The sequence below is a fragment of the Paenibacillus brasilensis genome (assembly GCF_009363115.1).
Taxonomy (GTDB): domain Bacteria; phylum Bacillota; class Bacilli; order Paenibacillales; family Paenibacillaceae; genus Paenibacillus; species Paenibacillus brasilensis.
Window position 1 is genome coordinate 3,666,783 of the sequence record NZ_CP045298.1, and the last position, 25,810, is coordinate 3,692,592.

Annotated in this window: 16 protein-coding genes, 1 pseudogene and 1 riboswitch; of the genes and pseudogenes, 6 read left to right on the forward strand and 11 right to left on the reverse strand. The window is 45.7% G+C overall.

Features of this window, described 5'->3' with window-relative positions; translation table 11 throughout:
* Positions 1–63: 63 nt before the first annotated feature.
* Positions 64–351, reverse strand: a pseudogene (locus tag GCU48_RS29500) (transposase); the annotation flags it as partial.
* 162 nt (positions 352–513) lie between these two features.
* Between GCU48_RS29500 and GCU48_RS27025 the strand changes: the two are divergent.
* Together GCU48_RS27025 and GCU48_RS17415 are read left to right on the forward strand one after the other, a co-directional pair.
* Complete coding sequence (locus GCU48_RS27025; RefSeq protein WP_167518720.1) at positions 514–750, forward strand: hypothetical protein; 237 nt, start codon at positions 514–516, stop codon at positions 748–750.
* A gap of 8 nt (positions 751–758) precedes the next feature.
* Positions 759–930, forward strand: a riboswitch (M-box (ykoK) riboswitch).
* Positions 931–1,241: 311 nt separating this feature from the next.
* The gene (locus GCU48_RS17415) at positions 1,242–1,799 is read left to right on the forward strand and encodes a DUF1003 domain-containing protein (protein WP_025717171.1); all 558 of its coding nucleotides are present in this window, start codon (positions 1,242–1,244) and stop codon (positions 1,797–1,799) included.
* 396 nt (positions 1,800–2,195) lie between these two features.
* Here GCU48_RS17415 and GCU48_RS29305 read toward each other — a convergent pair whose 3' ends face one another.
* A complete protein-coding gene (locus GCU48_RS29305; protein ID WP_370880994.1) occupies positions 2,196–2,402 on the reverse strand; it encodes an SRPBCC family protein in 207 nt (68 codons plus the stop codon).
* 515 nt (positions 2,403–2,917) lie between these two features.
* On the opposite strand from GCU48_RS29305, the gene GCU48_RS17425 reads away from it, so the two are divergent.
* Positions 2,918–3,523 carry a helix-turn-helix transcriptional regulator gene (locus tag GCU48_RS17425; protein WP_152380886.1) on the forward strand — a complete coding sequence of 202 codons (606 nt, stop codon included), beginning with the start codon at positions 2,918–2,920 and terminating at the stop codon, positions 3,521–3,523.
* A gap of 293 nt (positions 3,524–3,816) precedes the next feature.
* Here the strand turns inward: GCU48_RS17425 and GCU48_RS17430 are convergent, their stop codons facing one another.
* From GCU48_RS17430 to GCU48_RS17460, 7 genes are all read right to left on the reverse strand, one after another.
* Positions 3,817–4,488, reverse strand: a complete 672-nt coding sequence (locus GCU48_RS17430) for a LysE family translocator (RefSeq protein ID WP_152380887.1) — start codon at positions 4,486–4,488, stop codon at positions 3,817–3,819.
* 20 nt (positions 4,489–4,508) lie between these two features.
* Positions 4,509–4,940, reverse strand: a complete 432-nt coding sequence (locus tag GCU48_RS17435; RefSeq protein WP_152380888.1) for an Lrp/AsnC family transcriptional regulator — start codon at positions 4,938–4,940, stop codon at positions 4,509–4,511.
* Positions 4,941–5,197: 257 nt separating this feature from the next.
* Positions 5,198–5,986 carry an SDR family oxidoreductase gene (locus GCU48_RS17440; RefSeq protein WP_152380889.1) on the reverse strand — a complete coding sequence of 263 codons (789 nt, stop codon included), beginning with the start codon at positions 5,984–5,986 and terminating at the stop codon, positions 5,198–5,200.
* 49 nt (positions 5,987–6,035) lie between these two features.
* Positions 6,036–7,289 (reverse strand): MFS transporter, encoded by a 1,254-nt coding sequence (locus tag GCU48_RS17445; RefSeq protein ID WP_152380890.1) that lies wholly within the window; start codon positions 7,287–7,289, stop codon positions 6,036–6,038.
* Positions 7,286–19,021, reverse strand: coding sequence for a non-ribosomal peptide synthetase (locus GCU48_RS17450; protein ID WP_152380891.1), 11,736 nt, complete (start codon positions 19,019–19,021; stop codon positions 7,286–7,288). The genes GCU48_RS17445 and GCU48_RS17450 overlap by 4 nt, the downstream gene beginning before the upstream one ends.
* Positions 19,009–20,211: an aminotransferase-like domain-containing protein gene (locus tag GCU48_RS17455; protein ID WP_152380892.1), complete on the reverse strand. Its 1,203-nt coding sequence runs from the start codon at positions 20,209–20,211 to the stop codon at positions 19,009–19,011. Before GCU48_RS17455 ends, GCU48_RS17450 begins: the two co-directional genes overlap by 13 nt.
* Positions 20,195–20,551 carry a cupin domain-containing protein gene (locus GCU48_RS17460; RefSeq protein WP_208811857.1) on the reverse strand — a complete coding sequence of 119 codons (357 nt, stop codon included), beginning with the start codon at positions 20,549–20,551 and terminating at the stop codon, positions 20,195–20,197. Before GCU48_RS17460 ends, GCU48_RS17455 begins: the two co-directional genes overlap by 17 nt.
* 294 nt (positions 20,552–20,845) lie before the next feature.
* Here GCU48_RS17460 and amrS point away from each other — a divergent pair, with 294 nt between their 5' ends.
* The 3 genes from amrS to GCU48_RS17475 all read left to right on the forward strand — a co-directional run bounded on the left by amrS (position 20,846) and on the right by GCU48_RS17475 (position 22,993).
* Complete coding sequence (gene amrS / locus GCU48_RS17465; protein ID WP_152380893.1) at positions 20,846–21,985, forward strand: AmmeMemoRadiSam system radical SAM enzyme; 1,140 nt, start codon at positions 20,846–20,848, stop codon at positions 21,983–21,985.
* Positions 21,972–22,265 (forward strand): hypothetical protein, encoded by a 294-nt coding sequence (locus GCU48_RS17470; RefSeq protein WP_152380894.1) that lies wholly within the window; start codon positions 21,972–21,974, stop codon positions 22,263–22,265. Before amrS ends, GCU48_RS17470 begins: the two co-directional genes overlap by 14 nt.
* A gap of 491 nt (positions 22,266–22,756) precedes the next feature.
* Positions 22,757–22,993, forward strand: a complete 237-nt coding sequence (locus GCU48_RS17475; protein WP_244315743.1) for an SRPBCC domain-containing protein — start codon at positions 22,757–22,759, stop codon at positions 22,991–22,993.
* Positions 22,994–23,104: 111 nt separating this feature from the next.
* On the opposite strand, the gene GCU48_RS17480 is transcribed toward GCU48_RS17475, so the two are convergent.
* Positions 23,105–24,607, reverse strand: coding sequence for an oligosaccharide flippase family protein (locus tag GCU48_RS17480; protein ID WP_244315745.1), 1,503 nt, complete (start codon positions 24,605–24,607; stop codon positions 23,105–23,107).
* A gap of 75 nt (positions 24,608–24,682) precedes the next feature.
* On the reverse strand, positions 24,683–25,807 hold the full coding sequence (locus GCU48_RS17485) for an amidase domain-containing protein (RefSeq protein ID WP_152380896.1): 1,125 nt from the start codon (positions 25,805–25,807) through the stop codon (positions 24,683–24,685).
* Positions 25,808–25,810: the final 3 nt, after the last annotated feature.

Here is a 25,810-nt window from a genome sequence, read left to right on the forward strand (position 1 = left end):
TGTACGTCCTCGACGCTCCATATAGAGTCCTTCAGGTCCTTCATTTCGATAAATGCGCTCCCCATTCCGAATGAATCTATCTTGTACATCATGCTTCTTCGCAGCAGCTTTATAACTCAAATGGTTCTCATGCATATCTTCTAATATGTACTGCTTTTGTTCTCCAGTAAAAGTCCTGTGTGTTCCCTTATTGATCAATCCCGCAGCTCCATGCTTGGAGTATGCAGCTACCCATTCATTAACCGTTACATGGTTCATTCCATACTTACGTGCTGCTTCGTTCTCAGACAGCCCTCCTTCAAGTACATCTATAGCAACTTTTATTCGTATTTCTTCGCTGTATTTGACCATAAAGTAAAATCCGCACCCTTTCTTCTTAGAGGATTATATCATGTGTCTAAGATTTGGGGTGCGGTTCATAATTGGTAATGGGTATTTATTACATTGAAGGAATTTATACACAATTCATCGAATAGCTATTTGAGGTGATCAGCATGAAGCATAGGATATAAAGTGTTAAAGTCGGATAATGAACTATTTGCAGCAGCGTTAAGCCAGATAGGAATATGTGTAGTACAGCCGTTGAGTGATGATATGGTGGAAGTTGTAGACTACCTGTTTGCCGCACCTGCGCCACAGCAACTTTTTGTTTTGCATTATAAGGGGGAGTGGCAGCGTCGCTGTCACCAGGTGCAATATAGTAAATATATTTGGATTGACAGCACATTTAGACAGCAGTATGCTTGCTAGGGAAATATTGATGTCCTCGTTAGGTGAGGCTCCTATACGAACATAAGCCACTGCCCGGAAACCTCGAAAGATGCCAATGGGTATAACAGGAATTGCCGGATTAAGGCTCTTCTTAATGTGGCTAAAGAACTTTGGTTCTTTTACGTCGTATAGTGCCAAAGCTCAACTTGGGGGAAGCGGATATTTGCATGCTTTATCTTGCATGTAGAACGACGCCCCTTCAGTTGAGATGAGGGGCGTTTTTATTTTAATGTGGTAGGTATTGTGACATGGTTCCCGTGTGATCAGTAGAATATGGAGCCAATAACATGATAATGGGAGAGGGGTTGAACCATTCTATGAGTAGTGGAAGTTCGTCTGAACCGGATCCAGAACCAGTGAGTCTATTGGCAGTCGGGTTAAAACTAGATACCGTATTGAGTATGGTTGTAACTCCTCTCCTACAGGGGTAGTATTGAGCCTGACTGCCTTAAAACAAGGAGGCAGTCGACATGTCAAAAATGAATTTTTTTCAAAAAAAGCAGCAAAATAAAAGCACTGCTCATATTCAAGGCTTTGATATTGAATTGAATCAGGAAAATACTCGTCGTATTGATCGGCTAGTCGATAGTTACGAAAATAGCATTCTTTCCCATTTAGATGAAGCGTACCAAAGAACGACAAGCTGGCAAGATCGTCTTGCGGATCGGATTGCATCATTCGGCGGTAGCTGGAGATTTATTACTTATTTCGCTATCTTTCTGACCATCTGGATACTCTTGAACAGCTTGCCGTTTACTCGCTTTCATTTCGATGAACCTCCATTCATCTTGTTGAACTTGTGTTTGTCCTTTATCGCAGCATTCCAGGCTCCGGTCATTATGATGAGTCAGAACCGCCAAGCTGCAAGGGATAAGCATGAATCGATCATTGACTTCGCGATCAACTACAAAGCCGAACAAGAGATTGACGATATGCAGAGCCACCTTCATCGGATCGAAGGCGAACTGATTGAGATTAAAAAACTCTTACTTGTTCTAAACAACCGAATGAATGAAGAACACAAATGACCCTTTAGTTTAATGGATGCTCCGTAGAAAAGTTTTCGCCCGATATGATTAAGATTGCCGGAGTGTATTATATGCGGAACCAGTTTAATTTAGAGTAGATGTAAAGGGCTCGACTGGGGAACTGGTATGAGTCCATTTTTTAAATATTCGTTGAAATTAAAGTTTTGATAACTACAATAAAAGAAACAGCGGTAGGCTAGGATGGGAAAATAAAGCCCTAGACTGTCGCTGTTTCATTGAACTAACGTTCCCAGTTTGTTCAATAGCAAGGTTGAACGAAAAAAGCGATGGTTCTGTTCCATCACTATGCTCTTTCATTCTGTTAGCAGAATCATAACTTGCGGGAGGCCGTGAAGGCTCTTGCTGTCGTGTACTACTTCTGGTCACGAAGGTGCGTCAACAGATTGTCGAGCGTATGAGACCAGCCGTCGTACACGTACTGATCGCCGGGGTGACAAGCAATCCCCGTAGGTGGAAGATCATCTCGATGCGATCACCCTGTGCGGTGAGGGTTAGGGTCACGACAAGGGAGTCCTCGATGGGAGCATCGGGGTAACCCCAGGTGAAGACGAGCCGTTCGAAAGGAATGACGTCAAGGAACACACCTCCGGTGAGATACTCCTTATTTTCGAGAATATTAATTACTCATAAATATCATTGCTACTTTTATATCTCAATATACAATTGTAAGAAAGTTGTTGATGACCGATTTGATTGTGGCAACATAGTTATTTGAATCTCAAAAAATCACATAAAAAATCACAATCTCGGCGAATATGGACGAATATAAGCGAATGAAATTTTCTGAATAGGGAACAAAACTTGTTATAAAATAAGAAGTAAGTTCAGAAACGTTTTTTTACCACATAGCGTAAAACAAAAGGCTGATTATGGATACACTCATTAGCTTAGTTAAATGAATAGCATTGGGATTGTTACTGTTACGCAGGCGAAACCTAAGGAACAAAATGTTAAGATCCAAGGATCTTAACATTTTGTTATACTTAGGTTTTTTTGTTTGTCTATAGTGAGAGGAAGGTTAAAAGTATTGGTTTTGGTATTCCGCTGAATCTATTTTATTCCATTTACTATATTTACATCTGAGAGGAGCGACAAACTTGGAGTACAAATATGAGCTGGTCCAGGCAGACAATCATTTTCCGTTAAAAATTATAGTTCATTTCTCAAATGAACCAGTATATATACCTGGGCATTGGCACGACAGCATAGAAATATCCTATGTGCTTTCAGTGGGAGTAGATGATATTTACATTGATGGCACTAATTACAGCTCCAAAGAGGGAGATATTGTGCTTATCAATTCGAATGCTATTCATTCCTTTTCTGTGGCTAAGGGAAAAGGAAGGGAGGCCGTAACCGTTCTGATTCCTTCTATTCGTAGCTTTAACTCCAATAAATACTTAGAACGGCTGACGTTGATAACCGATTATATCCAAGAGAATTACGATCAAAGCTTATCCCTCGACTCCATAGCCCAGATTTTTGGGTTATCTCCCGAATATTTGTCCCGTTTTTTTGTCAAGCATGTAGGTATGACCCTATTTCAATATATCAATGCCATCCGTCTTGAGAGATCTTTTCGTGTTCTTATGAATACGGATCATTCCATCCCACAAATTGCGCTGGAGCACGGGTTTCCGAACGAGAAGTCTTTTGCCAGGGTATTTAAGAAGGTTTATCAGGCAACACCGCATCAATATTGAAAAGGGAACAAGGGGTATTCTGGGGCAAGGAATCAGTAATTGACCCTAATTAGGTTAATAAATGACAGGATGCAAATAAAAGAAATCTTTAAAATAAGTAATGTAAGCGCTTTATAAAAAGCCTGGGGGGTAATTCCAGCTTCCTGATATCTCAAGACGTATACATACTGCTTTGATCGTATGGGCATTGTGCCTGGCAGTTGATTCAGCTTATTCAGTACCAATGCTGTATCTTGCTTCTCTGCTGTGGAATAACACATACGATTCTTTTACGAGGGACAGTGTTTATTGCTCTATTCAAGATAATTAATAAAACCAAGGGAAAAAGGAAGGGAATTCAGGAGACCGAGAGATTGAATGAGAGCAATTAAGCCAAAATACAGCATAACCATTCCTGACAGTTTATTGAACAAGGAAAGCTTCGATCTCTCCACCGTCATATTGATTCTGAACAACGAAGCGGTCCCTGTCAGACAGACCCACCATAAGGCGGAACCTAGAAAGACACCAACGATCAAAAAAGGTATATCGGAGCTGGTATGCGACAGAAGGATGCCGGAAGCGCCGAATACGCCAAGGAAGAAAACAATCGTCATGGGATTGGACAATGTCAGGAGCAGGGTCCCCGCGTAGGAATTCAGTGAGCATTCCCTGGAATGTGGTTCCGATCTTTCTGTCGTGGGCGTATGTAGCAGCGACTTGATGCCCAGAAAGCAAATGAAAAGTCCGGCTATAGCCTGCAGTACCGTTTTGTATTCGATTAGAAAATTGGTCAAAGCGGATAATCCTAACCCCGCGATACTACCATAAACTGCGTCTGCCGTAGCTGCTCCCAAACCGCTGAGCAGTCCGGTTTTGAATCCAGAGATCATTGTTTTCTTGACGCATAATATACTAACGGGACCTAGAGGAGCGGCAATGGAAAGCCCCAGTAGAATTCCTTTTACCATCCATTTCCACGACATAAGAATCCACTCCTTTTTTCCTATTCTTCTTTCAACGTGGATAAAATAAAAAACGTATTCGATCTCATAACTTTAAGATTGGTCTTTAGCGTATTCGTGATAAAATCCTCCAATTCGGATAAATCTGGAAGCGCCACTTTCAGTAGATAATCGTATTCCCCCGAGGTATGATGACATTCTAATACATGCGGCGACTGAATAATAGTTTTGCGAAATAATTGAGTTTCGGCTGAACTATGTAGTTGCACAAAAATATAAACCACGTAGTTTTGCCCCATGGCCTTACGATTCAGCTTGACGGTGAATTGATTAATAATCCCCTTTTTTTCTAGTTTGCGGATTCTTTCAGCGATGGAGGGCACCGATAAGTGAATGATTTTACTAATGTCGGAACTAGTCATTCGGCTGTTGCTTTTCAACATTTGCAAGATCTGAAGATCGATGTTGTCCATAGTGTTTTACTCCTTTAAGTTAATTATATGATATGCATAAAAAAAGAAAATACATGAACATGAGTTTGTTTTATTTTTAACTTTTTCCTTTATAAACTTAAATTTTTAAAGTTGGCTTTGGTAATGGAGGTTAGAACTTTAAAATTTTAACCGCAAAAAAATGTATTTCCGGTCCATAGCATACAGAAAAAGCCGTCCCAAAGGCAAATTGCTCTGCCTACGAGACGACCTTTCCATATTCGGCGGGGTTGACGGGGTCAGATTGATTTCACCATACCGCCGTCAACAATCACTGTTTGACCGGTGGTGTATGAGTTCGCTTCTGAACAGAGAAAAACAACCATTTTCGCAAGCTCATCGGGCTGGCCATACCGACCTAGCGGGATTGATTTTTTGGACTGGGCTTGAATTTCTTCAACACTTGTATGCAGAGCGTCCGATTTGAGCAGATCCAGATAAAGCGTCCGGTCGGTCGCAATTCGACCGGGAGCCACTGTATTAATCAGGATGCCGTAGGGAGCCAGCTCGTTGGACAAGGTCTTGGTCAATCCGGCAATTCCGGCCCGAAGTGTATTGGAAAGAATCAGGCCGTCAATCGGCTGTTTCACCGAAGTAGAGGCAATATTGACGATGCGAGCGCTGTTCGACTGCTTCAGAAAAGAAAGCGAACAGCGGATTAGTCGGATCACGCTCATCAGGTTTTGATTGAAGGCCTGTTCCCATAACGTATCGTCCGTATTCTCAAAGGTCCCGCCCGGAGGACCCCCGGCGTTGGTGATAACGATATCGAGCCCTCCGAAGGCTTCAACCGCTGTCTGGACTAATTCCATGATATCTTCTTTTCTGGTCAAATCGGCAACCTTATCATAAATATTCGTGTCAAAGCGTCCACGTAAATCTTCGGCAGTCTCTTTCAGTAGATCCGCATTGCGGGAACAAATCATGACATTGGCGTCTTCGCTCGCGAATTGTTCGGCTATGGCTCTTCCAATGCCTTTACTCGAGGCGGTCACCAGCACGTTTTTATTCTTCAGATTCAAGTTCATGAAATCACACACCCCTTCAAATACAAAATAATTTTGTACTGTTTTATGCTCAAAGCTTTCGGATTGGCGTCACCAGCGCGATGACCACCTCCAAGATTTTGGCGCCCGCTGCTACAGCGAATACTGCACGTGGATCGGTCCATTCCGATAGGGCAGCTCCGGTCATCGCTCCCAAGGGCATGGCCAAACGGGTCAGCACTCTGGAAAAGCCGAGTACTCGACCGATCATATCGGAAGGAATGGTCTCTTGGCGTATGGAGGTAACAATCGTATTCCAAGCGACGTTACAGACTGTAACCGAGAAAAAAGCGATCCCGGGAGCAAGCCAGAAATGGCTGACTGAGGCAAAAAGGAAACCAACCGTTCCGATCCCCAGCAGCACGGGGATTAATGCGCCTCGGCGGAACCGCTTCTCCAGTGGAACAGCCAGAATGCTTCCGATGATGCCTCCAAATCCGAGCAGGGTATAATTGATGCTGCTTTGCTGGGTACTCAGATGGAGGGTGTTCAGCAGGTAGAACATCAACACGCCGAAGGCCGCGCTATAACCGAAGTTGCCGATCATTGCCTGAAAGGAGAAGGACAGATTAATTTTTGAACGAATAAGCCATTTGAAACCTTCACCGATGTCTTTAAAAATCTGCGACAGGCTGGCTAACGACTTGGGCTTGCTGAAGCTTGGCATGAGGATCAGAACGACAAGTGTTCCAACAAATGATATGACATCGAGCCAAAGCGTGTTGAATCCTCCAATGGCTACAATAATCAAACCAGCAAGTAGCGGTCCTGCCAGCTCCGCAATTTGGTTGGTCAACTGGTAGGAGGCGTTAGCCCGAGTCAACTGGTTGGGAGCAAGCATAGGAATAATGGCAACGATAGAAACATCGAACATTAGTGAAAGTACGGTGAGCACGAAGGTAATCGCATAAAGATGCCATAGCTGCAGAACGCCCGCAAAGTGCAGCAGGGGTATTAGTGCAACGAGCAGCGCTCTGAAGCTGTCGGTTATGATCATCAGCTTTTTGCGTTCCCATCGGTCGACCATACTGCCGACAACCGGACCAAACAAGACAATTGGCAAAACGCTCACCGCATACATGGATCCCATAACGATACTGGATTGGGTTAATTCGTAGGAGATCCAGGGAATAGCAAAGGTAAACAGAGAATCGCCGAGTCTGGAAATGAACATTCCCATCAAAAACCGAATATAGGAGAGGGGCAGTTCCAGGAGTTTAGGCGCCGAAACTGCATGCTCATCCTTCTCGTTTTGCAGAGATGAAGTCGTGTTTGAATTTGTCATCGATTAACCTCTTTCGCTTCGGGTAGGTAATTCAGGATTCGCTCCGCAAGTTGTTCAACATGGGGCTTCTGTATAAAGGAATAATGATCTCCCGGTATGGTTTCCGCCTGGAGATCGGCAGCCAGCTTGCTCCAGCCCAAAGCTGGATCATTGCCTGTCTTTTGCACGGTATTCGCTGCAGAAACGATGAGAAGACTACCGTTATACGGCTGCGGTGCGTAGTTCCACAGCATATGGATATGGTTCAGTAGAAGCTCCAGATGCCGCCTGATAAACATGGAATCGTTGTTGCCGTATCGCTTCCTAACCTCATCTTGGGTTAGGAGCCAATTCAACCTGTCCGACGCATTCATACCTAGAAATTTCTCCTCCCATGTCGGGATTCCTTCTTCGAATAAGTAGGCCAGTATATACTCAGCTTCATTAGCGAACCTAGGCCGGAACGCATCTTTATCCATAATGACAAGGCACTTTACTTCTTCTCTGCGCATCTGAAGCAGGCGAGCCATTTCAAAGGCTACCATTCCACCCATGGACCATCCCCCTAAATAGTAGGGGCCATGGGGCTGAACCGTTTGGATGCCCTCGATATAGTAGAGAGCCATATCTGTCATATCATCGAACAGCAGTCCTGGTTCATCAAGCGACGGTGCCTGAATGCCGACGAACCGATAACGGGATTGTATCATTTGGGCAAGTTCAAGGTAGCTGTGTACGTTGCCTGTAATTGGATGAACACAGAAGAACAGGGGCTTGCCAACGCCAGCGCCATTGAACGGCACGAGACTCGGATGTCGACATTCCAGCAAGGGGTCGGACTGTACTTCTTCCTTGGCTAACGACCGGATATTCTTCGATACTTCCACCGCCAACCTGATGTAGGCATCGGCAAGAAGCTGAATATCCTCCGGTGAGCTTTGTTCTTTGCTGTAAGTCCATTGCATCCGGAGCCTATTGTTCGTGACCATCATGTCGATGCAGATCGGATGTGATCTATTGCTCTCGGATGACCGATCCTCCGCTTCGTAATGATCACAAATAGTTAAGAGAGATCCCCCGCTCAGTGTGTTGAATTGGTCTAGGTAGTTAAATTTTATGCCTGGCTGCGGCAGCATCTGTGCTTTTCTCCGTATGGTTTTCTCGGGATGGGCATATTTCAGCCAGCCCAATATCCAACCCGATTCATCCGCTTGCTTCAGGGTCGCATCGATATACCGGACGGTTGAGCGAATCCCGTCTGGCGCGGACTTGAGAAGCACAGGAAGGTGTGTCGTAAACCAGCCTATGGTCCGATACAGATCCAATTCGGAATGCCCCCTCCCGTGACTTTCGAGATCAACCACGAGACAATCGTATCCACTCCACTGCTGATAGGCTTCAGTAAGGACGGCAAGCAACACCGCATTCACATGTACATCCCACAAAACAGGTGCCGTCCTAATTAGAAGGTCGGTCGTTTCTGGTTCCAGAGCTACGGTTATGGTTTCCGCGTAACGTTCCGTATTCTCAAGGATGCTATTGATCGGCAGCGACGGAATCTTCTCATCCCGCAGCCAGTTCCATTGTTCAAGCTCCTGTTTAGGGTCAAGCTTTAGGGCCTGTTCGTGCATATTCTTTGCCCAGACCTGGAACGGAGAGGTGGCTGCCGGAAGTTTCGGTTCTTGCCCAGTGAGCAGCAGTCCGCAGACCGTTTGTAAATCGTCGGTTAAAATTCTCCACGAAACTCCATCGACAATAAGATGATGGAGGATAATGAGAAGCATTGATCTGCCACGTTCTCCCCGGTAAAAGTAAATCATGCTGTACATGCTACTTCTTGTATGGGAAACTGACTGCTGATAGCGTTTGGCATGGTAAGCCAAAGCTTCTTCAGCTTCTTCAGCATCCATGTCCTGTAAATTGACGATTGCCACAGGATAATCCGGTGTATCGGATATAGTTTCCTGTATCCACTGGTGATCCCTGTCCTGTACGAAGCGCGTGCGCAGTGCCGGATGATGCTGGATAAGGACGGAGACAGCTCTGTCCAAGAGTTCATAAGACAGAGAGGGATCAAGCTCCAGAAGCAGCGACTGGTTCCAGTGGCCCTGATGTTCTGACTGATGCTCAAAGAACCAAGCTTGCATTGGGCTTAGAGGAGCTCCGTCTGTATTCGTTTCAGTTTCATGTGCTACCGATTCGGTTTGACGAATAAACCAGGCCAATTCGGCAATGGTCTGATACTGAAACAAATGCTTTAGTGTCAAATGCCATCCTCGGCTGTGAGCTTGCGCGATTAGTTGCATGCTTAATATCGAATCTCCACCGAGTCGGAAGAAATTATCATATATTCCGATTCTTTCTTGATCGAGGATGTTGGACCAAATGTCCGCTAATTCTTTTTCTACTTCATTCTGCGGAGTGTGGTATTTTTCTGGCAAAGTCCGGGTCTCTACCTCAGGGAGCGCGCTTCGGTTGATTTTCCCCTGCAGCGTACGTGGAAGTTCATCCATCCAGATATAGGCGTAAGGGAGGAAATAAGAAGGTAGAGCCCTTAGAATATAAGCATTTATTTTTTCGTCTGACGGTTTGTTAACACCTGCCCGAACCAGATAAGCGACCAGATGCTTCGCTCCGTCTTGTAAAGTCTTTGGCAAGACGACGACTTCTCGAACGTCCAAAAGCTCCGACAATACTCGTGTCAATTCGGCTGGTTCAACCCGGTAGCCATTAATTTTAACCTGATCATCCAGGCGTCCTAGAAATTCAATAGCTCCGTCCTGGAGCATGCGAACCCTGTCACCCGTTCTGTATACCCGCTCCCCGTTCATGCCTTCAAAGGAAGTGTAAGAATACTTCTCCCGGGTAAGACATCCCTGATTAAGGTACTCTCTGGTCACTGCAGCCCCTCCGACCCATAGCTCGCCTACAACTCCTTTGGGAACCAGACATCCGCTTGGATCCACGATATAAAAACGGATATTGGGTAGAGGATAGCCGACTGGAATACCGATGTCCGTTAAGTTATTTTCCGATTGAACGTAGAAGGTGGAAACCCCTACAGTGGTTTCGGTAGGACCGTAATGATTGTAAATCTGGCATACACCCTTGTGTTTCAGCAACTCCCGAATCCATTCCGAATTCGACGCTTCTCCGCCCAGAATCAGCCGTTTGCGCGGCATAAATGCCTGTATGCTTGACAGATTTTGCAGAGCCTGCAAGTGTGAGGGAGCTATTTTCAGACAATCGATTGGATTCTGGGAGAAATATTCAGCCAGACCGGGAGCGTTCAGCGCAAGCTCACGGGTGACCAGGTGAAGTGTTCCACCTGAGCAGAAAGCTGGGAACAAAACTGTTTGGCATGAATCCACAGCCAGCGGTTGCACCATGGCGAAGGTAGAGCATTCAGCTAGTTGTAGTGTCTCTGAGATACCTAGAACGTAGTTTATAATTTGCTTGTGCTCGACAACTACGCCTTTTGGCTGTCCTGTCGATCCGGTGGTATAAAGGATATATGCGGCCGATCCGGGCATCATGTCGGGTAGCCTGGTTTCCATAGACTCGTTTGTGATCAAGCTCCAATCTTTATCCACATTGACGATAGGACAATAACAATCAAGCTTGTCTGACAACAAGCTTTGACTCACAATCAGAGAGACACTGGAGTCCTCGAGAATGAAGTGAATCCGCTTAACCGGCATAGAAGGTTCAAGTGGGACAAAGGCTCCCCCCGCCTTCAGAATCCCTAAAAGTCCGATCACCATTTCTACCGAGCTTTCCATGTACACTCCCACAAAAGTTTCTACACCGATTCCCATGCGGCGCAGAAAGCGCGCCAATTGGTCAGACTTCCTGTTGAGTTCCTCGTAAGTCAGGGAGACATCCTCACATACGCACGCTATGCTTTCGGGAGTTTGCATCGCCTGGCGGGTGAACAAGTCATGCAGGCAAAGATTCTCTTCATAGTTGCGGCAGTTCCCGCTTCCCAGATATATCAATTCCGTAAACTGGGACGGAGCGACGAGAGCCTGCCCGTTAAGAACCGTTTTCGGGTTCTCTGTGATGCTCTGCAACAATATTCCAAAATTTTCCAACATCTTTCTAATGGTGGACGGAAGAAACAAGTCGGGATCATACGTGATTATCGCAGTCAACCGTTCAGGATGGTAGCTAACAGAAAGCGAAATGTCGCATTTTGACGCCTCTCCGTCCTGTGGTACTCGCTCCGCCCTCACTCCATTGAACTCCGGCAAATCGGTGGGCTGCTCCATCAGGAACATCGTCTGGAACAATGGAGTCAGGCTCAGTTTTCTTTCCGGATTTAGGACCGATACCAAATGCTCAAATGGAAGGTCTGAGTGATCCAGGGCTTCGAGCAGCGACATTTTCACCTGAGCAATGAGCTCCAAGAAAGACAAGTCGCCGGACACAGTGGAGCGGATGGCCAGCGTGTTGACGAACAGTCCTACCAAATGTTCAAGCTCTTCGTGGCTTCGATTCGTAACTGGAGTACCTACGACAATATCTTCCTGTCCGCTATAACGTGCGAGCAGAACAAAATAAGCTGATAGTAAAATAATGAAAAGGGTCGATTCCTTCTCCTGTGCTAACTCTTGCAATGAAACCATTAACTCTAGAGGCAGTTCCAGCGTTTCCGCTGCTCCTCGGTAGCTTTTTTCCGCGGGGCGCGGGAAGTCGAGTGGAAGCTGCAGGACATCGGTGACGTCTCTGAGCTTTTGAGTCCAATATTCAACTTGGTTTTGAATGTCGCCTCCCTCAACTATTTTTCTTTGCCAACTCGCGAAATCGGTATATCTGAACTTTAGATCAGGAAGATAGGATTCTGTCTTTCCTACACCTGCATTATATAGCTGCGACAACTCGTGGATGAGGATGTCGACAGACCATCCATCGGTAATCATATGATGCATTGTAATAATCAGTAGATTTACTTCGGATTCAACACGTATCAATTCGGCTCGAAACAAGGCTTCTTCATTCAATCGAAAAGGGTGCTTGACGCTTCCAGCTATCTTTTGCTGCCATTTCTTATTGGTGTCCTGTTCATTGTAATCTTCCAACTTCAGCTTCCTTAACTCGAAATCCGTCTGAAGGACTGTCTGAATGAGATGTCCTTTGCTCATCTGGAATGTGGTTCTCAGAGCGTCATGTCTTTCTACCAATTTGCGCAAACTGTTTTCGAGGATAGAAAAATCAAGCGGACCGGTAAATTTCAGGATGACAGGTACGTGATAGGTTCCGGTTCCGGGCTGCAGGGATTCGAAAAACCAGATGCGCTGCTGGGCGTATGAAAGGGGCGCGTAAGGCTGAATGTCTGTTCGTTCTAGCGTTAAAGCTGGTGATGCCGGCACATAACCCGTTATTTCTCTGGCAAGTTCGGCAATTGTTGGATTTGTGAAGAGCGTTTTCAAGGTCAATTCAATCTGTAATTTGGCTCGGATTCTTGCAAGGATTTTGAGTGCAGCTAGAGAATCGGCTCCAATATCGAAGATATTTTCAAGCACGCTGATCCGCTTGGTACCCAGTATGGCTGTAAAGATGGAAGTGAGCAGCAACTCCGTTTTATTTCTGGCTAGGATATAAGGAACCTCAGTCTTGATCGGAGTTCCTCCAGACGCCGCGACCCGGTTGCGGTCGATCTTGCCATTGGGATTCAAGGGCATTTGGTCCAATAGGAAAAAGGTGTTTGGCATCATATAATCCGGAAGTTTCCGTTTCAGTTCTTTTTTTACCAGTTGAATATCCTTTTTGCTGTTGTCGACAAAAACGAGATAGGCCTGAAGCTGAAAAAGGGAAGGTTCACTTTCGTAAGAGATAACGACGGCATCCTTTACACCCATCACCGACCGTAACGCCGATTCGATTTCACCTAATTCAACACGGTAACCCCTTACCTTTAGTTGATGATCCCGACGCCCAATAAACTCGATGTTGCCGTCTGGCCAGTACCTTCCCAGATCGCCCGTTCTGTAAAGGCGTTCTCCTGGCACAAACGGACTATCGACAAACTTCTCTTCCGTCAGTTCCGGACGGTTAATGTACCCCTGACCGACGCAGCTTCCACCAATGTATAACTCGCCAATTATACCCGGGTAGAGGGGCTCTAGATCGGGAGTCAGAATGTAGGAAGACATATTAGCGAAAGGACGACCGATCGGGATGTTGCCCTGCTCCAGTATGCGGCTACCTTCCCCCTCGAAGTAGATGCTGTCTACCGTCGCTTCCGCGACGCCATACGAATTGATGACTCTGGTGGCTGGTCCGCATACTTTTTGGAGATTATTGTATTCATGGGGAAACCAGTAGTCAGCGCCTACAATAATGACTTTAACGCTGGTAAGCTTCAAATTGCCCTCTTCGAGATACCAAACTAGATTTCTCATGACAGCAGGTAGAAAAAAGCCAAAATCGACCTGTTCTCGTACCATTAGAGTATGCATCTCCGGCGCGTTCATAAGACATTCCTGAGGGCAAAGTAGAAGCTTGCCGCCGGAACATAGCGTCCGGAACACATCCGCAGTGAACACATCGAAAGCAAAGCTTGTCATCTGTAGATTGCAACCGATATTCCGTAAATCGTAGGCCTTGTTCCAAGCGTCATAAGCCATGGAAAGTCCGATTTGCGTGTTCATGGCCCCTTTTGGCTTACCCGTTGAACCGGAGGTAAAAATGACATAGGCCAATTGATTATCTGCTGTAGAATGGACCGGGTTACTATAGTCCTCACATGCAAGGGCTTCTTTTAACGACAGTATCCGTATCCCTGAGTTTTCTTTCAGAATCGAAGCCTGATCTGTGATCAAGACCTTAATCGCAGATTCCGTTATCATATGATCCAGCCGTTCCTGTGGATAGTCGGGATCAAGCGGTACATAAGCGCCCCCGGCTTTGAGAACCCCGAGAATCGCCGCTACCGCCTCCCAAGATTTGTATAGCATGATGCCGACCAAGGAATTAGTTCCACTTCCAGAGCGATTCAAGCTGTGCGCGATACTATTCGCCTTTTGATTTAGGTCCTCGTACGAGATTCGGATATTGCCGTCGACGACCGCCGTTTTGTCAGGGGTGGCAACTACCTGACGCTCAAACATTTGGTGAACCGGAGTAAATTTGCAAGACGGCTCAGCACACCGATTCCATTCATAAAGAATCGTCTGCCGTTCGTTTTCAGTTAGTTTTGGCACTGATAGGCTGGACAGATGAGGGGTACGTGCAATTTCCGCCAATGTACGTATATATAAATTCATCATTGATTCTATCTGAATCCGTTCGAATTCTCGGCAGTCCCATACCAGAGCAAGCCGAAGGGTATCCGAGGCGACATCACGGAAAAAATCAACAACTAACGGATAAATGGGCGCCGAATAGTCGTTACTCTCCATAATGGCGATGTCTTTGTTGTTATCGAATTCATTGTAAACATGAAAGTGGGTGTAGTTGAACAAAGTCTCGAACAGAGATGCGCCTCCGTGATCCTGCATAATTTGGGACAGCGGATATCTGCGGTACGGAAGAAGCCTGTTTTCCTCCACCCACAGACTTTGGACAAAGTCAATCCAGCTTTGATGCTCCAACTTGTAACGGAACGGAAGTGTATTCAAAAATAGTCCAAGTACCTTGTCGCCGTCTATAGTTTCTGGTCTGCCGTTATATACGACGCCCGTAGTAACGTCATGTTCCCCAGTCAGCAGTGACATGATTTTAAGATGCGCCGCCAGCAAGACGCTGCGGAGAGGGACATTGAATGCCCGGCAAAAGTGATCCAGACCGGTTAGCAAGGGCTTTGGAAGCTCCTGTACCTGGCTATCGCTGAAGATCGAAGTCGGTTCTGATTTTAAGGCGAGCCGTGGAACTTTGGCAATCGAGCAGTCTTCTAGCCATTCTTGCCAAAATTCACGGCATTCCTGGGACTGAAGGAGCGCTTGTTCCATGCTAGCGTATTCCGCAAATCGGACGGATAAAGGAGTCGTCTGACTTAAGGCTTCTTCGGGATTTTTCAGCAAGAAAACGTAAGTATGCAGCAATTCCGTGAAAAACGAAGCCACGCTCCACCCGTCGATCAGCGCATGATGCGTGCACAGACTCAGTTGAAAGGTCTTGTCGCTTCGGCGGTGTGCCGTTAGTGTGAAGACCGGACCGTGGGACAAATCAAGCTTCAACACTTCCTGCTGCCACCATATGCGAATATAATTCTCCTGCTCTACTGGGCTTTGCTCTCGGATATCATATTCGTAAAAGGAGACCAACGTATAAGGCATCACGATTTGCAAAGGCTCCTTGAACCCTTCCATTGAGATCGTAGTCCGCAAAATATCGTGGCGTTTTACCAATATATTAAGAGACTTTTCTAACACGTGTCCATCGTAATCGGCACGTATTAGGAGGGAGTTCAAGACGTAATACATTGCTTCTTCGGGGCTATACTCGCTGTGAAATACCATGCCCTGCTGAAGCATGGTTAGGGGGTAAGCATCCACCGCTTCTTCCTGCAATATGGCGCGCTCCTCGCTGGAGATCTGGGAGAAGGGTTCGTAAGTCTGTCCCGCACTATGCTTCCTGTTATCTGATAAAAATTGGGCAGATAATTCCCTAATTGTGGGAAACTGGAAGATCTGTTCTACTTTCAGATCAATACCTTTTTTTTGTGCCAAGGAAACTAATTGGATGCAGCGAATGGAATCTCCGCCAATCTGAAAAAAGTTATGCTCCACGCCTACCGTTTGTACACCCAGCACTTGGGACCAGATCTCAACCAATTGCTGTTCGAGCGGAGACGAGGCTGCGACATAGGCATCTTCCGTATCCAGCTCCAGAACAGGTGCAGGGAGGAGGGACTTGTCTACCTTTCCGTTAGGGGTGACCGGAATAGAGGACACTTCCACAAAAAAAGATGGCGTCATAAAGGAAGGCAGCGTCTGTCTGATTTGTTTGTGCATTTCCGCGGTTGAAGCCGTCGGATCATTCGTTACCACATAAGCGATCAGACGTGGAGGAGCATCCTCATCAGTATGGGGAATAACAACGGCAGCTTTAACGCCGGCAAGCCCTCTGATTGCTGCCTCGATCTCACTGAGTTCTATACGATAGCCACGGATTTTCACCTGAGCATCCAGTCTTCCCCAGTACTCATAATCTTTATTCGCTACCTGGCGGACTTGATCTCCTGTTCGGTATAAACACCCGTGCTCCCCCTTATGGAAAGGATTCGGCAGGAATCTTTCCTCCGTAAGCGCAGATCTATGCAGATACCCCTCTGACACCCCCGGACCGGACACGTACAACTCTCCAGGTATTCCTTCGGCCACGGGATTCAAGTGCTCGTCAAGCACGTATAGTTTGAGGTCAGGAAGAGGTTCCCCAATTCGGCTGATGCTGCCTGGGGTAGTGTCAGCCTTTATTATTCTGCGAAAAGTATTGTGAACTGTCGTTTCCGTGATGCCATACATGTTAATCAATTGGGGAATATTCTCTTCAAAATGGCGGTACCAAGGCGCAAGACGTTCGAATTCCAGCTTTTCCCCACCGAATATGATCCCCCTAAGCTTTAACCGGTCTTTTGATTCTGAAGATAGGATGGCATCCATTAGCGGCCAGAAGGCGGATGGTGTCTGGTTCAGAACAGTCACTTTCTTCTGAATGAGAAGATTTAGGAAGCTACCTGGTGAGTGTGTAGTTTCTGAAGGAACAATCACCAGCCGCCCACCGTACAGGAGAGCTCCCCAGAATTCCCATACAGAAAAATCGAACGAGTAGGAATGGAAGAGCGTCCAAACATCCCTAGAATCAAATTGATACCAAGACTGCGTTGATTCAAAAAGGCGGATTACGTTCCGGTGTCGGATCAGGCATCCTTTGGGTTTCCCTGTCGAACCGGAGGTATATATGACATAGGCTGAATCTTCTGACGAAGAATCAAGCTCCGGATTACCGGGTTTGTCTTCCGCCACTGACATAAAAGGGTTAATTGATATGGGTACTGTATGGAGGCAGGGAAAGTTGACCAACAATTCATCTTGGACGACGAGAAACGGTACACCGGAGTCTTCCATTAAGTACTGCAGCCGGTCGGCGGGGTAAGCAGGGTCCATTGGAACGTAAGCCGCGCCAGCCTTGAGGATACCGAGAATGCCCACCACGAGTGCAGGAGAACGGTCTGTGCCGAGACCGACCAAGGTATTTCGGGTCACCCCTCGGTCTCTCAGATGATTTGCCAGATGATTGGCCATGATGTTGAGTTCTCCATAAGTCAAGGATTCACTGTTGTATTCGACGGCAATGGCCTGCGGAGCGCGTTCAACTTGCGCTTCAAAAAGTTTATGCAGGCTGGTGGACGTACCGGAAAAACGAATCATTGGCACGTTATGTATCTCCTCCGCAGCCACCGATTCTGTGTCCGTCAGTCGTAAAGAGACCAGAGATGCTTCCGGATCGGAGGTCGCACTCTCGGCAAGAACTGCAAACTGGCGAACTAAGCGTCCAATGGAGTTCGCTCGAAAAAGTCCGGCGTCATATTCTGCGATAATACGGATAGAGTCGCCTAAGTCGCAGACATTAAAGACCAGTTCAAACTGGGGGCTCCTACTTGATAGTTCTTCCACCTCCAGCGAAACTTGAGGAAGTTTATACATCTCTTGGCGATATTCTCTTTGATTGAATAGAACCTGGATCAGCGGACTGATAGCGCCTTCCCTCTCGGGCTGCAAGGCTTTGACCACCGCATCAAAGGGTAGATCGGAGTGGCTATATGCTCCCATGGCGGCGGTGTGCACCTGAGATAGGTATTCGCGAAACCCAGAAGTTTCGCATACTGAGGTTCGGATAACAAGCGTATTAACCAAAAAGCCAATAAGGTCAGAGACCGTTTCGTGGTTACGGTTAGCGTAAGGAATACCGATCAGGAGATCGGTTTGCTGAGTATAGCGATAGAGCAGCGTTTTAAAGCAGGTCAGCAGGGTGACAAACAAGGATGTTTTTTGCTGTTTTGCGAAAGCCTTGATTGTCCTACTGAGTTCCGGCGTCAAGCCATACGTATAGACGCCGCCCTGCTGTCTAGCTTGGACCGCAGTTCTATGTTTGTCGGTGGGGAGTAGTAATTTAGGGAGTTCGCCGCTCAGTTGTTTTTTCCAATACTCCGCTTGACTATCTAGGGAATTATCTCGAAACTTATTTTTCTCCTGTTTGAAATAATTCTTGTATTTCAGTTCTAAATCAACCAACCCTGTAGATAAACCTTCCGTCAAGGAGACATAGGTTTTTGTCAATTCTTCGAAAAAGACGGATGCCGACCAGCCGTCAAAAATACTATGATGAAAAGTTAGAACAAGTCGGTGAAGATTCAAGGATTGAACAAACAGGCGCATGCGGAAAAGAGGGGGGTGATCCATGACGAAAGGCTCCCCGACCTCCTGCTCAATTTTTGATTGGAGTTCAGCTTCATCTTGGACGATTTCCACCTTTATGTCCGCAGTCCCTTCCTTTTCAATGACCTGGACCAATTCTCCGCTAATCAGACGGAAAGAGGAACGAAGAACACAGTGGCGTTCGGTAAGCGACCGAAGAGATTGCTCCAAAGAGGTTATGTCTAGCTTTCCTTTAAATGTCGCCAAAAAAGGGACATTATAGGCGTTGCTGCCGGGGGTAAGTTGCTGAATGGTCCACAATCGTTGCTGGGCGGATGAAGCGGGGAGCGTCCACTGCCCTTCTCTTTCGACCTCCCATCCTAGGTTTTCCATACCACACCATCCCTTACTTTATGGTTTTTTATGATTTCTCCAAGTATGTGAATTCCTTTGCTAATTTCAGATTCGGTCGGATAGGAGAAAGTAATCCGGCATGCCGAGGACGCTCCTTCTCTGCCTAGATAAAACATAGGAGAGGCTGCGATTAGAACGCCCCGTTTGCGCGCTTCTTCCTGAAGTAACTCGCCCGATATGAATGTTCCCAATTCTAGCCAGGCAAAAAATCCACCCTGCGGCTCATGATAGCCTAGATCGTCTGATCGAATGCGCTTCACGGCGTCCGTCAGAGCATCTCGTTTGGAGCGGTACAGCTTTTGAGCACGTTGAATGTTGTTTTGAAGGTGACCGTTCAGATGAAGTCTATGGACGACCTGTTGTATGAATCCGTTGGAACAAGTATCTGCAATATGCTTGAAATGCAGACATTTCGAAATGACTTCTTCGGGAGCGGTGAGCCAGCCTACGCGGAAGGAGGGACACAGCGTCTTAGAAAACGTGCCCAGATGGAGGACCTGTCCGGTGTCTCCCAAATCAAGTAGCGTAGGTGGCGGTTCCGAGTCGAACCACAGCTCATTGTAGGGTGCATCTTCCACGATGGGGATGCTGTAAGTTTCAGAAATGCGGATGAGCTCAAGCCTTCTCTCCAGCGGCATGGTGGCGCCGGTTGGGTTATGGAAAGTGGGAATGGTATAGATCAGCTTAGGCTGGTTGACTCCGGAATGTGAACGCAAATAGTTCTCTAAAGCATCCACATCCATGCCCTGAGAGTCAACAGGAATGCTCACCACCTTAGCTTCGGCAGATTCGAACACCCATAGAGCTCCGTGAAAGGTCGGAGCTTCAACAATGACCGTATCCCCACGATTCAGTAGTAGCTTGGCTAGAAGATCCAGTCCCTGCTGCGATCCGTGGGTGACGAGAATGTTAGAGAGAGAGGTCTTTCTAGATTTTTCAGAAATTACTTCTCTCAGAGGTTCAAATCCTCCGGGCGAATTGTATTGAAGCACAGATGTGTCGTTCATATCCGAAAATGCTGCGGTGACCGCGTGCAATTCCTGAAGAGGGAACAGGGAAGGATCAGGATAGCCTGCCGCCAACTGGATGCTGAAGTCGCTGGAGCCGGATACCAGATTAGAATGGGTAAGGCGGCTGCGTTCCGAGTATAGGTTATTCCACGGAATCATGGAAATGCTCCTTTACTTCAGCGATATAATCCTCGCGGGCCGGGGCGAAGAAGTCAAGCGCGATGGATTCCTCCAAAGCAATAACCTGATGTACCACATTACCCGGAACGGCAAAGCTGTCACCAGCTTCGACGATATATTCTTGTTCATTGCACAAAATCTTCAAACGGCCTTTGGAGATATAGGCAAGTTGCTCGTGGGGATGGCTGTGGGCCGGAAACACTGATCCCGCCGCCATGACATGCTCAACTAGCATAATTTTGTCATTGTAAGCAAGCACACGCCGTTCTAAATTTTCGAAGGGGACACTAAATGGAACCTGATTTCGTTTGATAATCACCTTTGAATACCTCCTTTTTTTCTAACCAATCATTAAATAGATGTGGAATATAATGACTCTTCGTCTAACCTATCATAGTTTATTATGAAAAAAAGTGATAATTTTTACATAAAAAAGTCAAAAAAATAAAAAGAAAGTTTAATATAAAAAGAACAGTGTGACTTTTATCGCTGTAACAAAAAGGAATTTGTTTGATTAATTATACTATCTACTAGCTGAATCTCAGACATGGAATAGAAAGTCTCTAAAATTGCAGTCATTTTTGCCATTACATTGAATTGTGGAGGGATTTTCATGAGCAATGAGTATAGTAAAAATGTAAAAAGGTTCAATCTGCACAAAGAGTGGAAAGACCGGACTAAGGAAGCGTATTTATACACAAAATTGGAAAACAATAAAGTCCAATGCGGTCTGTGCCCCAGAGGGTGCGTTATTCCAGAGAATGGCGTGGGATTCTGTAAGGTGCGCAAAAATCTGGAAGGTACGCTCTATGCCCAGTCTTACGGGAAAGCTACGCATGTTACTGTGGAGAGGATCGAAACAGAGGCATTGTTCCAATTTAGTCCGGGAGCCAAAATATTGTCGCTGGGGAATTTCGGGTGTAACCTGGACTGCGATTACTGTCAAAACTGGAAATATTCGCAGTTCCAATATACGAGTCCGGAGCATATTCATGAATACACGAGCCAGGATATCATTCAAATGGCCCTGGAGAATAATGTGGATATTTTGTCCTGGACATATAATGACCCAGCTGTTTGGTTTGAATTTGTCATAGACACAGCGAAGGAAGCCAAAAAGCATGGCATCAGAAGCCTGTTTAAATCGGCTTTTTTTCTTAGCAAGGAGGCCGTGGAGCAACTATGCGAGGTTATGGATGTGTTTGCAATATCCATCAAAGCCATTGACGAAGACTATTATCACAAATTCACCAAAGGATGGCTTCAGCCTGTCCTTGACAATACCAAAGTGGTTCATAGTAAAGGTATCCACTTTGAAATTAGCAATCTGGTAGTAACCGGTCTTACAAATACGATCAAGGATTATGATAAAATGATCGATTTTGTTCTGAACGAGCTTTCCCCCGATATCCCCGTTCATTTCACGAGATTCCATCCGGATTATAAATATATGCAGTACGAGAAAACGCCAATCGAAGATGTGGTCACAGCCAGAAACCGAGCACTGGAGAGAGGCTTGAATTATGCCTATATCGGCAATGCTTTTGAAGGTGAAGCTTTAAATTCCTACTGTCCAGAATGCGATGAACTCCTAATTGAACGGTATGGGCTGCACACGTTTATTAAAGATTCATTGCATGAATCTGGAATCTGCGCCAAATGCGGATATCAGACGACCATCAAGCACATCGACAAATCCCTCGGTCAAGAATTTTGGGCCGAAGAGGAGGACACTCATTATGAAAAAATTTGAGCATTTGTGGACATCAGACTTTTTTCTTCTCCATGTTCAGGCCAACAATCTAACGGGAGAGGGCGGCATGCTGGAAATTGTGCGGGACATGCAGAACGGGAGAAAAAGTAAAGGACATGAGAAGTTGAGACATGGCGCTGACAGTCACCGTTTTATCATCTCACGTTCCCATCCTTCCGAAGTGAAGGTAAGCATTGAATATCCGAGCCATCTTGTTCTCGAGGTTTATAAAGTCGATGATCGGGCATATTATCCAACGGAATCCTTTTTTGTTCTTTGATATCTTGAGAGGGTGAAGTGGAGGTGAGGCAACCATCTTGTTGGAAACAGAAAGTATGGAGAACTGTTTGTTGTTGTGGTCTATAAAGTCAATTAACTAGTAAAAAGCGCTGGGCTGTTTGGTATTATCCCCTTGTAGTAGATAAGAGAAAAAAAGACATGGTAAGATGGACAGGCTGTCGAGAAAGTCTCGCAGCCTGAGGCTTTCGAAAGGGAGCCTTTTTTTATAAAGTTACGAAAAAGTGTCAGCAAAAAAATATGGAAAGATAGCCTAGCATGACGCTCCCACCTAGAAAAAAACAATAACACTATATAAATTAGCAGGTATTTTATGACTTACTTTCTGACCTGCCAGCATATATACCGAAATCGAGATTGTTCCTAGATAAAGACAGTCCATTTCCTATTAGTGCTTCTCTCGAAACTCCAATGTCTTCCCAAGCTACAATTATAGATCAGGTAACTGCTGCTATCATACAGAGTATCGTTAGTATGTTAACTCGTTCTTTAAAAGGGCAACGCCATCCGCATTACGAAAGATTTCTAAGACTTGAACCAGATCGCCTTATTAAACTGACCTGGGTTACTGGGGAAGGGGGCATGAAGGGGCATAAAACGGTGCTCACTGTTGAGCTTAAACTTAGCGGGAATGGCACACAGCTTCGCTTAACGCATGCAGGTTTCCCAGATGAGAACTGGCGGGACCAGCACGAGCAGTCAGGCCGATAGTCTTGACCAGTTCGACAAGAGGAAGATGGAAAATAGCTGATTTAGAGGTCGATATATTAATGAACCAGATCAGGCCTCGCACGAGTTGAATAAACTTGTGCGAGGCCTTGTCTATTCTTCGAAAACCCTCTTTAAGCGTACTTTTAAATAGAGAGCGCACCAAAAACAGTAATGAAGTATTTCTATAATGATAAGGCCTGTCTGCGGCCAGCCCAATGAGGATAGCAGCTTGGAACACAGTGTAACCATAATAAGAATGACTTCAAAAACCAGAATATCCACTAACAGCATAACGGCTGTACGGGAGTTGGTTCGCTGAAAGAGTTCCAGGGCTTTGAAATTCCAGGCTGTTGCGATCAGTTCCAGCATGATGATTCCCAGAGACATACCGGCATATCCAAGTCCGGGAATGGCAACTAAGGAATAAAGAATCATGAAGTTGACAAGAACTCCTGTGCCAAGCCCAATAAAGGGAGTTTTTTTCCGATTTTGTGCCCATAAGATGCTTGTTGTGATTTCCCGCAATCCGACGAGTAATGGTAACATTGCTAATGATTTTATGGGGATCTCGGCATTTTGTATACCAAAAACAAATAGTGAGATTTCTGAGGCATATTCAAAAATGAAAAAACCTGAGGCTAATCCCCAGACCCATGCTATCTGAAGGGCCGCCTGGTTTTTTTTGTAGAATAAGCTATAGTCCTTATTCTGCCAATCTGCGGTTATTTTCATTGTGAGTGTGTGTGTTAATGAGCCTGTAATCAAGGTAGGCATATATGCCACGACAAGAGCAATACCTGTGACAATACCGAACATCTCCGCTGCTTCTTTGGAAGAAACGCCAGCAACCTGTAATCGTTGAGGGATGATGATCGCGTCCATAAAGTCGGAAACCGGGTTAAGCAAGCGTGTAAGCGCAATAGCAAATGAAGCATGTACCACCAAAGGTAAATCTGTTCGTGTCGATGGGGGAGATATAGCGACAGAAGGACGATTGTACATAAAAATAGCAGTAAGCAAAGCGAAGGCTAACAACGCGCCTGTAAAAGTTCCCAATACCGCTCCGCCTACAGCAAGCTCGATGCCGGATTGAATAAAAATGGGCACTAGCCACATTAAAGTACCGATTCTGGCGGTTTGTTCTATGATTTCCGAAAGAGCAATCGCGGTGTATCTTTCAAGACCTTGCAAATATCCGCGCAGCAGACTTAGCAAGGGAACAGCCAGTATAGCAGGGGAAAAGCATCGAATTACAACATCGAGCTTCGGATAGCCAAGCAAATAAGCGATCGGCTTTGATAGCCAAAAGGTTAAGACACTGCATGCCAAACCTGTGATAATCAGAAATATTGCAAAAACTTTGAACAACCGCCAGCCTCTTGCTGTATGCTTCGCTGTAAACATACCCAAAGCTGTCGGCAATCCCCCTGAAATAATCATCAATATTAAACCATAGAAGGAATAGGCTAGCTGATAAAGACCTATTCCTTCAGCACCAACAAGTCGTGTCATGAATACTTTTCCAACCAGGCCGATGGCTTTTACGACAATCATCGCGTTAGCTCTCACCATGGTTTGTTTTAATATAAGAGGCAATTTCAAATTGTTTTTCACCCCAGTTAGAAGCTGTCCATATTATTAATATGACAGCAATCTCCGGGATATGAACAAGTCTTAAGTGTTATGTGCTTAATCGTGTATATGAATCAACAAATATTTAGTGTTTTTATCCCATCCCAGGTCAAAGGGAACTTTGAAACGGTCCGCGGTATGGGAGTTGACTAAAGGGTATCCACTTTGATCAAATCCGACTACAACAGAGAAGTGGTCAACATCTCCGTTTAATACGTAAGCAATTAAATCACCTGGAAGCAACTGGGGTTTGTCGAGATGCTGCTGCCGCTCGTTAACCGATTGGACAATATCGGAGAAGCTTCCTTGTCCTATAATCCTTCCATAGCCGGAGCGTATCAGAAAATTTTTAAATGCGTCTGTCTGAACCCAGGCTTGGCTTCCACCATTGCCATACAAGTAATGCCACCCTGATTTCATAGGAAGCCCACCGCCTTCCTCCTTGTCCCCGATAACTTGGGAGGAAAAGTTGGTACAGTCGCCACCTCTGGAGTTATAATCCAGGTATTTTTGGTTGTATCGCTGGCCATTACCTGCTCCCCATGTCGTTCCTGCATATTTGTTAGCATAATCAACGGCGCGTGCTCGGTTGTATTTATGAATTACCCTCTCTGGTGTTGCGGCATCTTTATGGGGAGTAAAAAATAAATCGGATTTTTGAATCTTTTTTGAATTCTCTTCCAGAGGATCTGAATACCATTCACGTTCCACGTACCAACGATTATCTTTTTTTTTCAATGTAATACCATGACGAGTTCCAATTCCAAAATCGTGCTGACCTGGATAGTTATCGAGATACTCATAACTCAATTTCAAGGATTGAACAAGGGACACTTTTGCTGTATCGCCCAATACTTCGGCTCGGGCTATCCGAATGGAGCTTTCCGCATTCACAATTTTCAGATTACGATGTTTGGCCCATTCTTGAATGTATTCGGCCCTGTTCATTTCATGAAGGTACGCGTAGTTGCTTCGTTTATCTGTTAACAAGTAATGGTCCTTGATATGTTTTTTATCCTGATCCATCAACAACCGGGTACGGTCAGCAAACAGCTCTTGAAGAAAGGGGACAACGTTATCTTGTTTAGCTGGCTCGGCTTGTGCACGAAATAAAGAGAAGCTGGAAGCAGGGATGAGTATTAAGATCATGCACAGCAATTGTAATTTTCTGATCCTAAGCACATT

What these genes read in the sequence shown, in the direction of transcription:
- GCU48_RS17415 (WP_025717171.1), top strand. Translation starts at nt 1,242, where the DNA reads ATGTCAAAAATGAATTTTTTTCAAAAAAAGCAGCAAAATAAAAGCACT.
- GCU48_RS17430 (WP_152380887.1), bottom strand. Translation starts at nt 4,488, where the DNA reads ATGTCGTGGAAATGGATGGTAAAAGGAATTCTACTGGGGCTTTCCATT.
- GCU48_RS17435 (WP_152380888.1), bottom strand. Translation starts at nt 4,940, where the DNA reads ATGGACAACATCGATCTTCAGATCTTGCAAATGTTGAAAAGCAACAGC.
- GCU48_RS17440 (WP_152380889.1), bottom strand. Translation starts at nt 5,986, where the DNA reads ATGAACTTGAATCTGAAGAATAAAAACGTGCTGGTGACCGCCTCGAGT.
- GCU48_RS17445 (WP_152380890.1), bottom strand. Translation starts at nt 7,289, where the DNA reads ATGACAAATTCAAACACGACTTCATCTCTGCAAAACGAGAAGGATGAG.
- GCU48_RS17450 (WP_152380891.1), bottom strand. Translation starts at nt 19,021, where the DNA reads ATGGAAAACCTAGGATGGGAGGTCGAAAGAGAAGGGCAGTGGACGCTC.
- GCU48_RS17455 (WP_152380892.1), bottom strand. Translation starts at nt 20,211, where the DNA reads ATGATTCCGTGGAATAACCTATACTCGGAACGCAGCCGCCTTACCCAT.
- amrS (WP_152380893.1), top strand. Translation starts at nt 20,846, where the DNA reads ATGAGCAATGAGTATAGTAAAAATGTAAAAAGGTTCAATCTGCACAAA.
- GCU48_RS17470 (WP_152380894.1), top strand. Translation starts at nt 21,972, where the DNA reads ATGAAAAAATTTGAGCATTTGTGGACATCAGACTTTTTTCTTCTCCAT.
- GCU48_RS17475 (WP_244315743.1), top strand. Translation starts at nt 22,757, where the DNA reads ATGTTAACTCGTTCTTTAAAAGGGCAACGCCATCCGCATTACGAAAGA.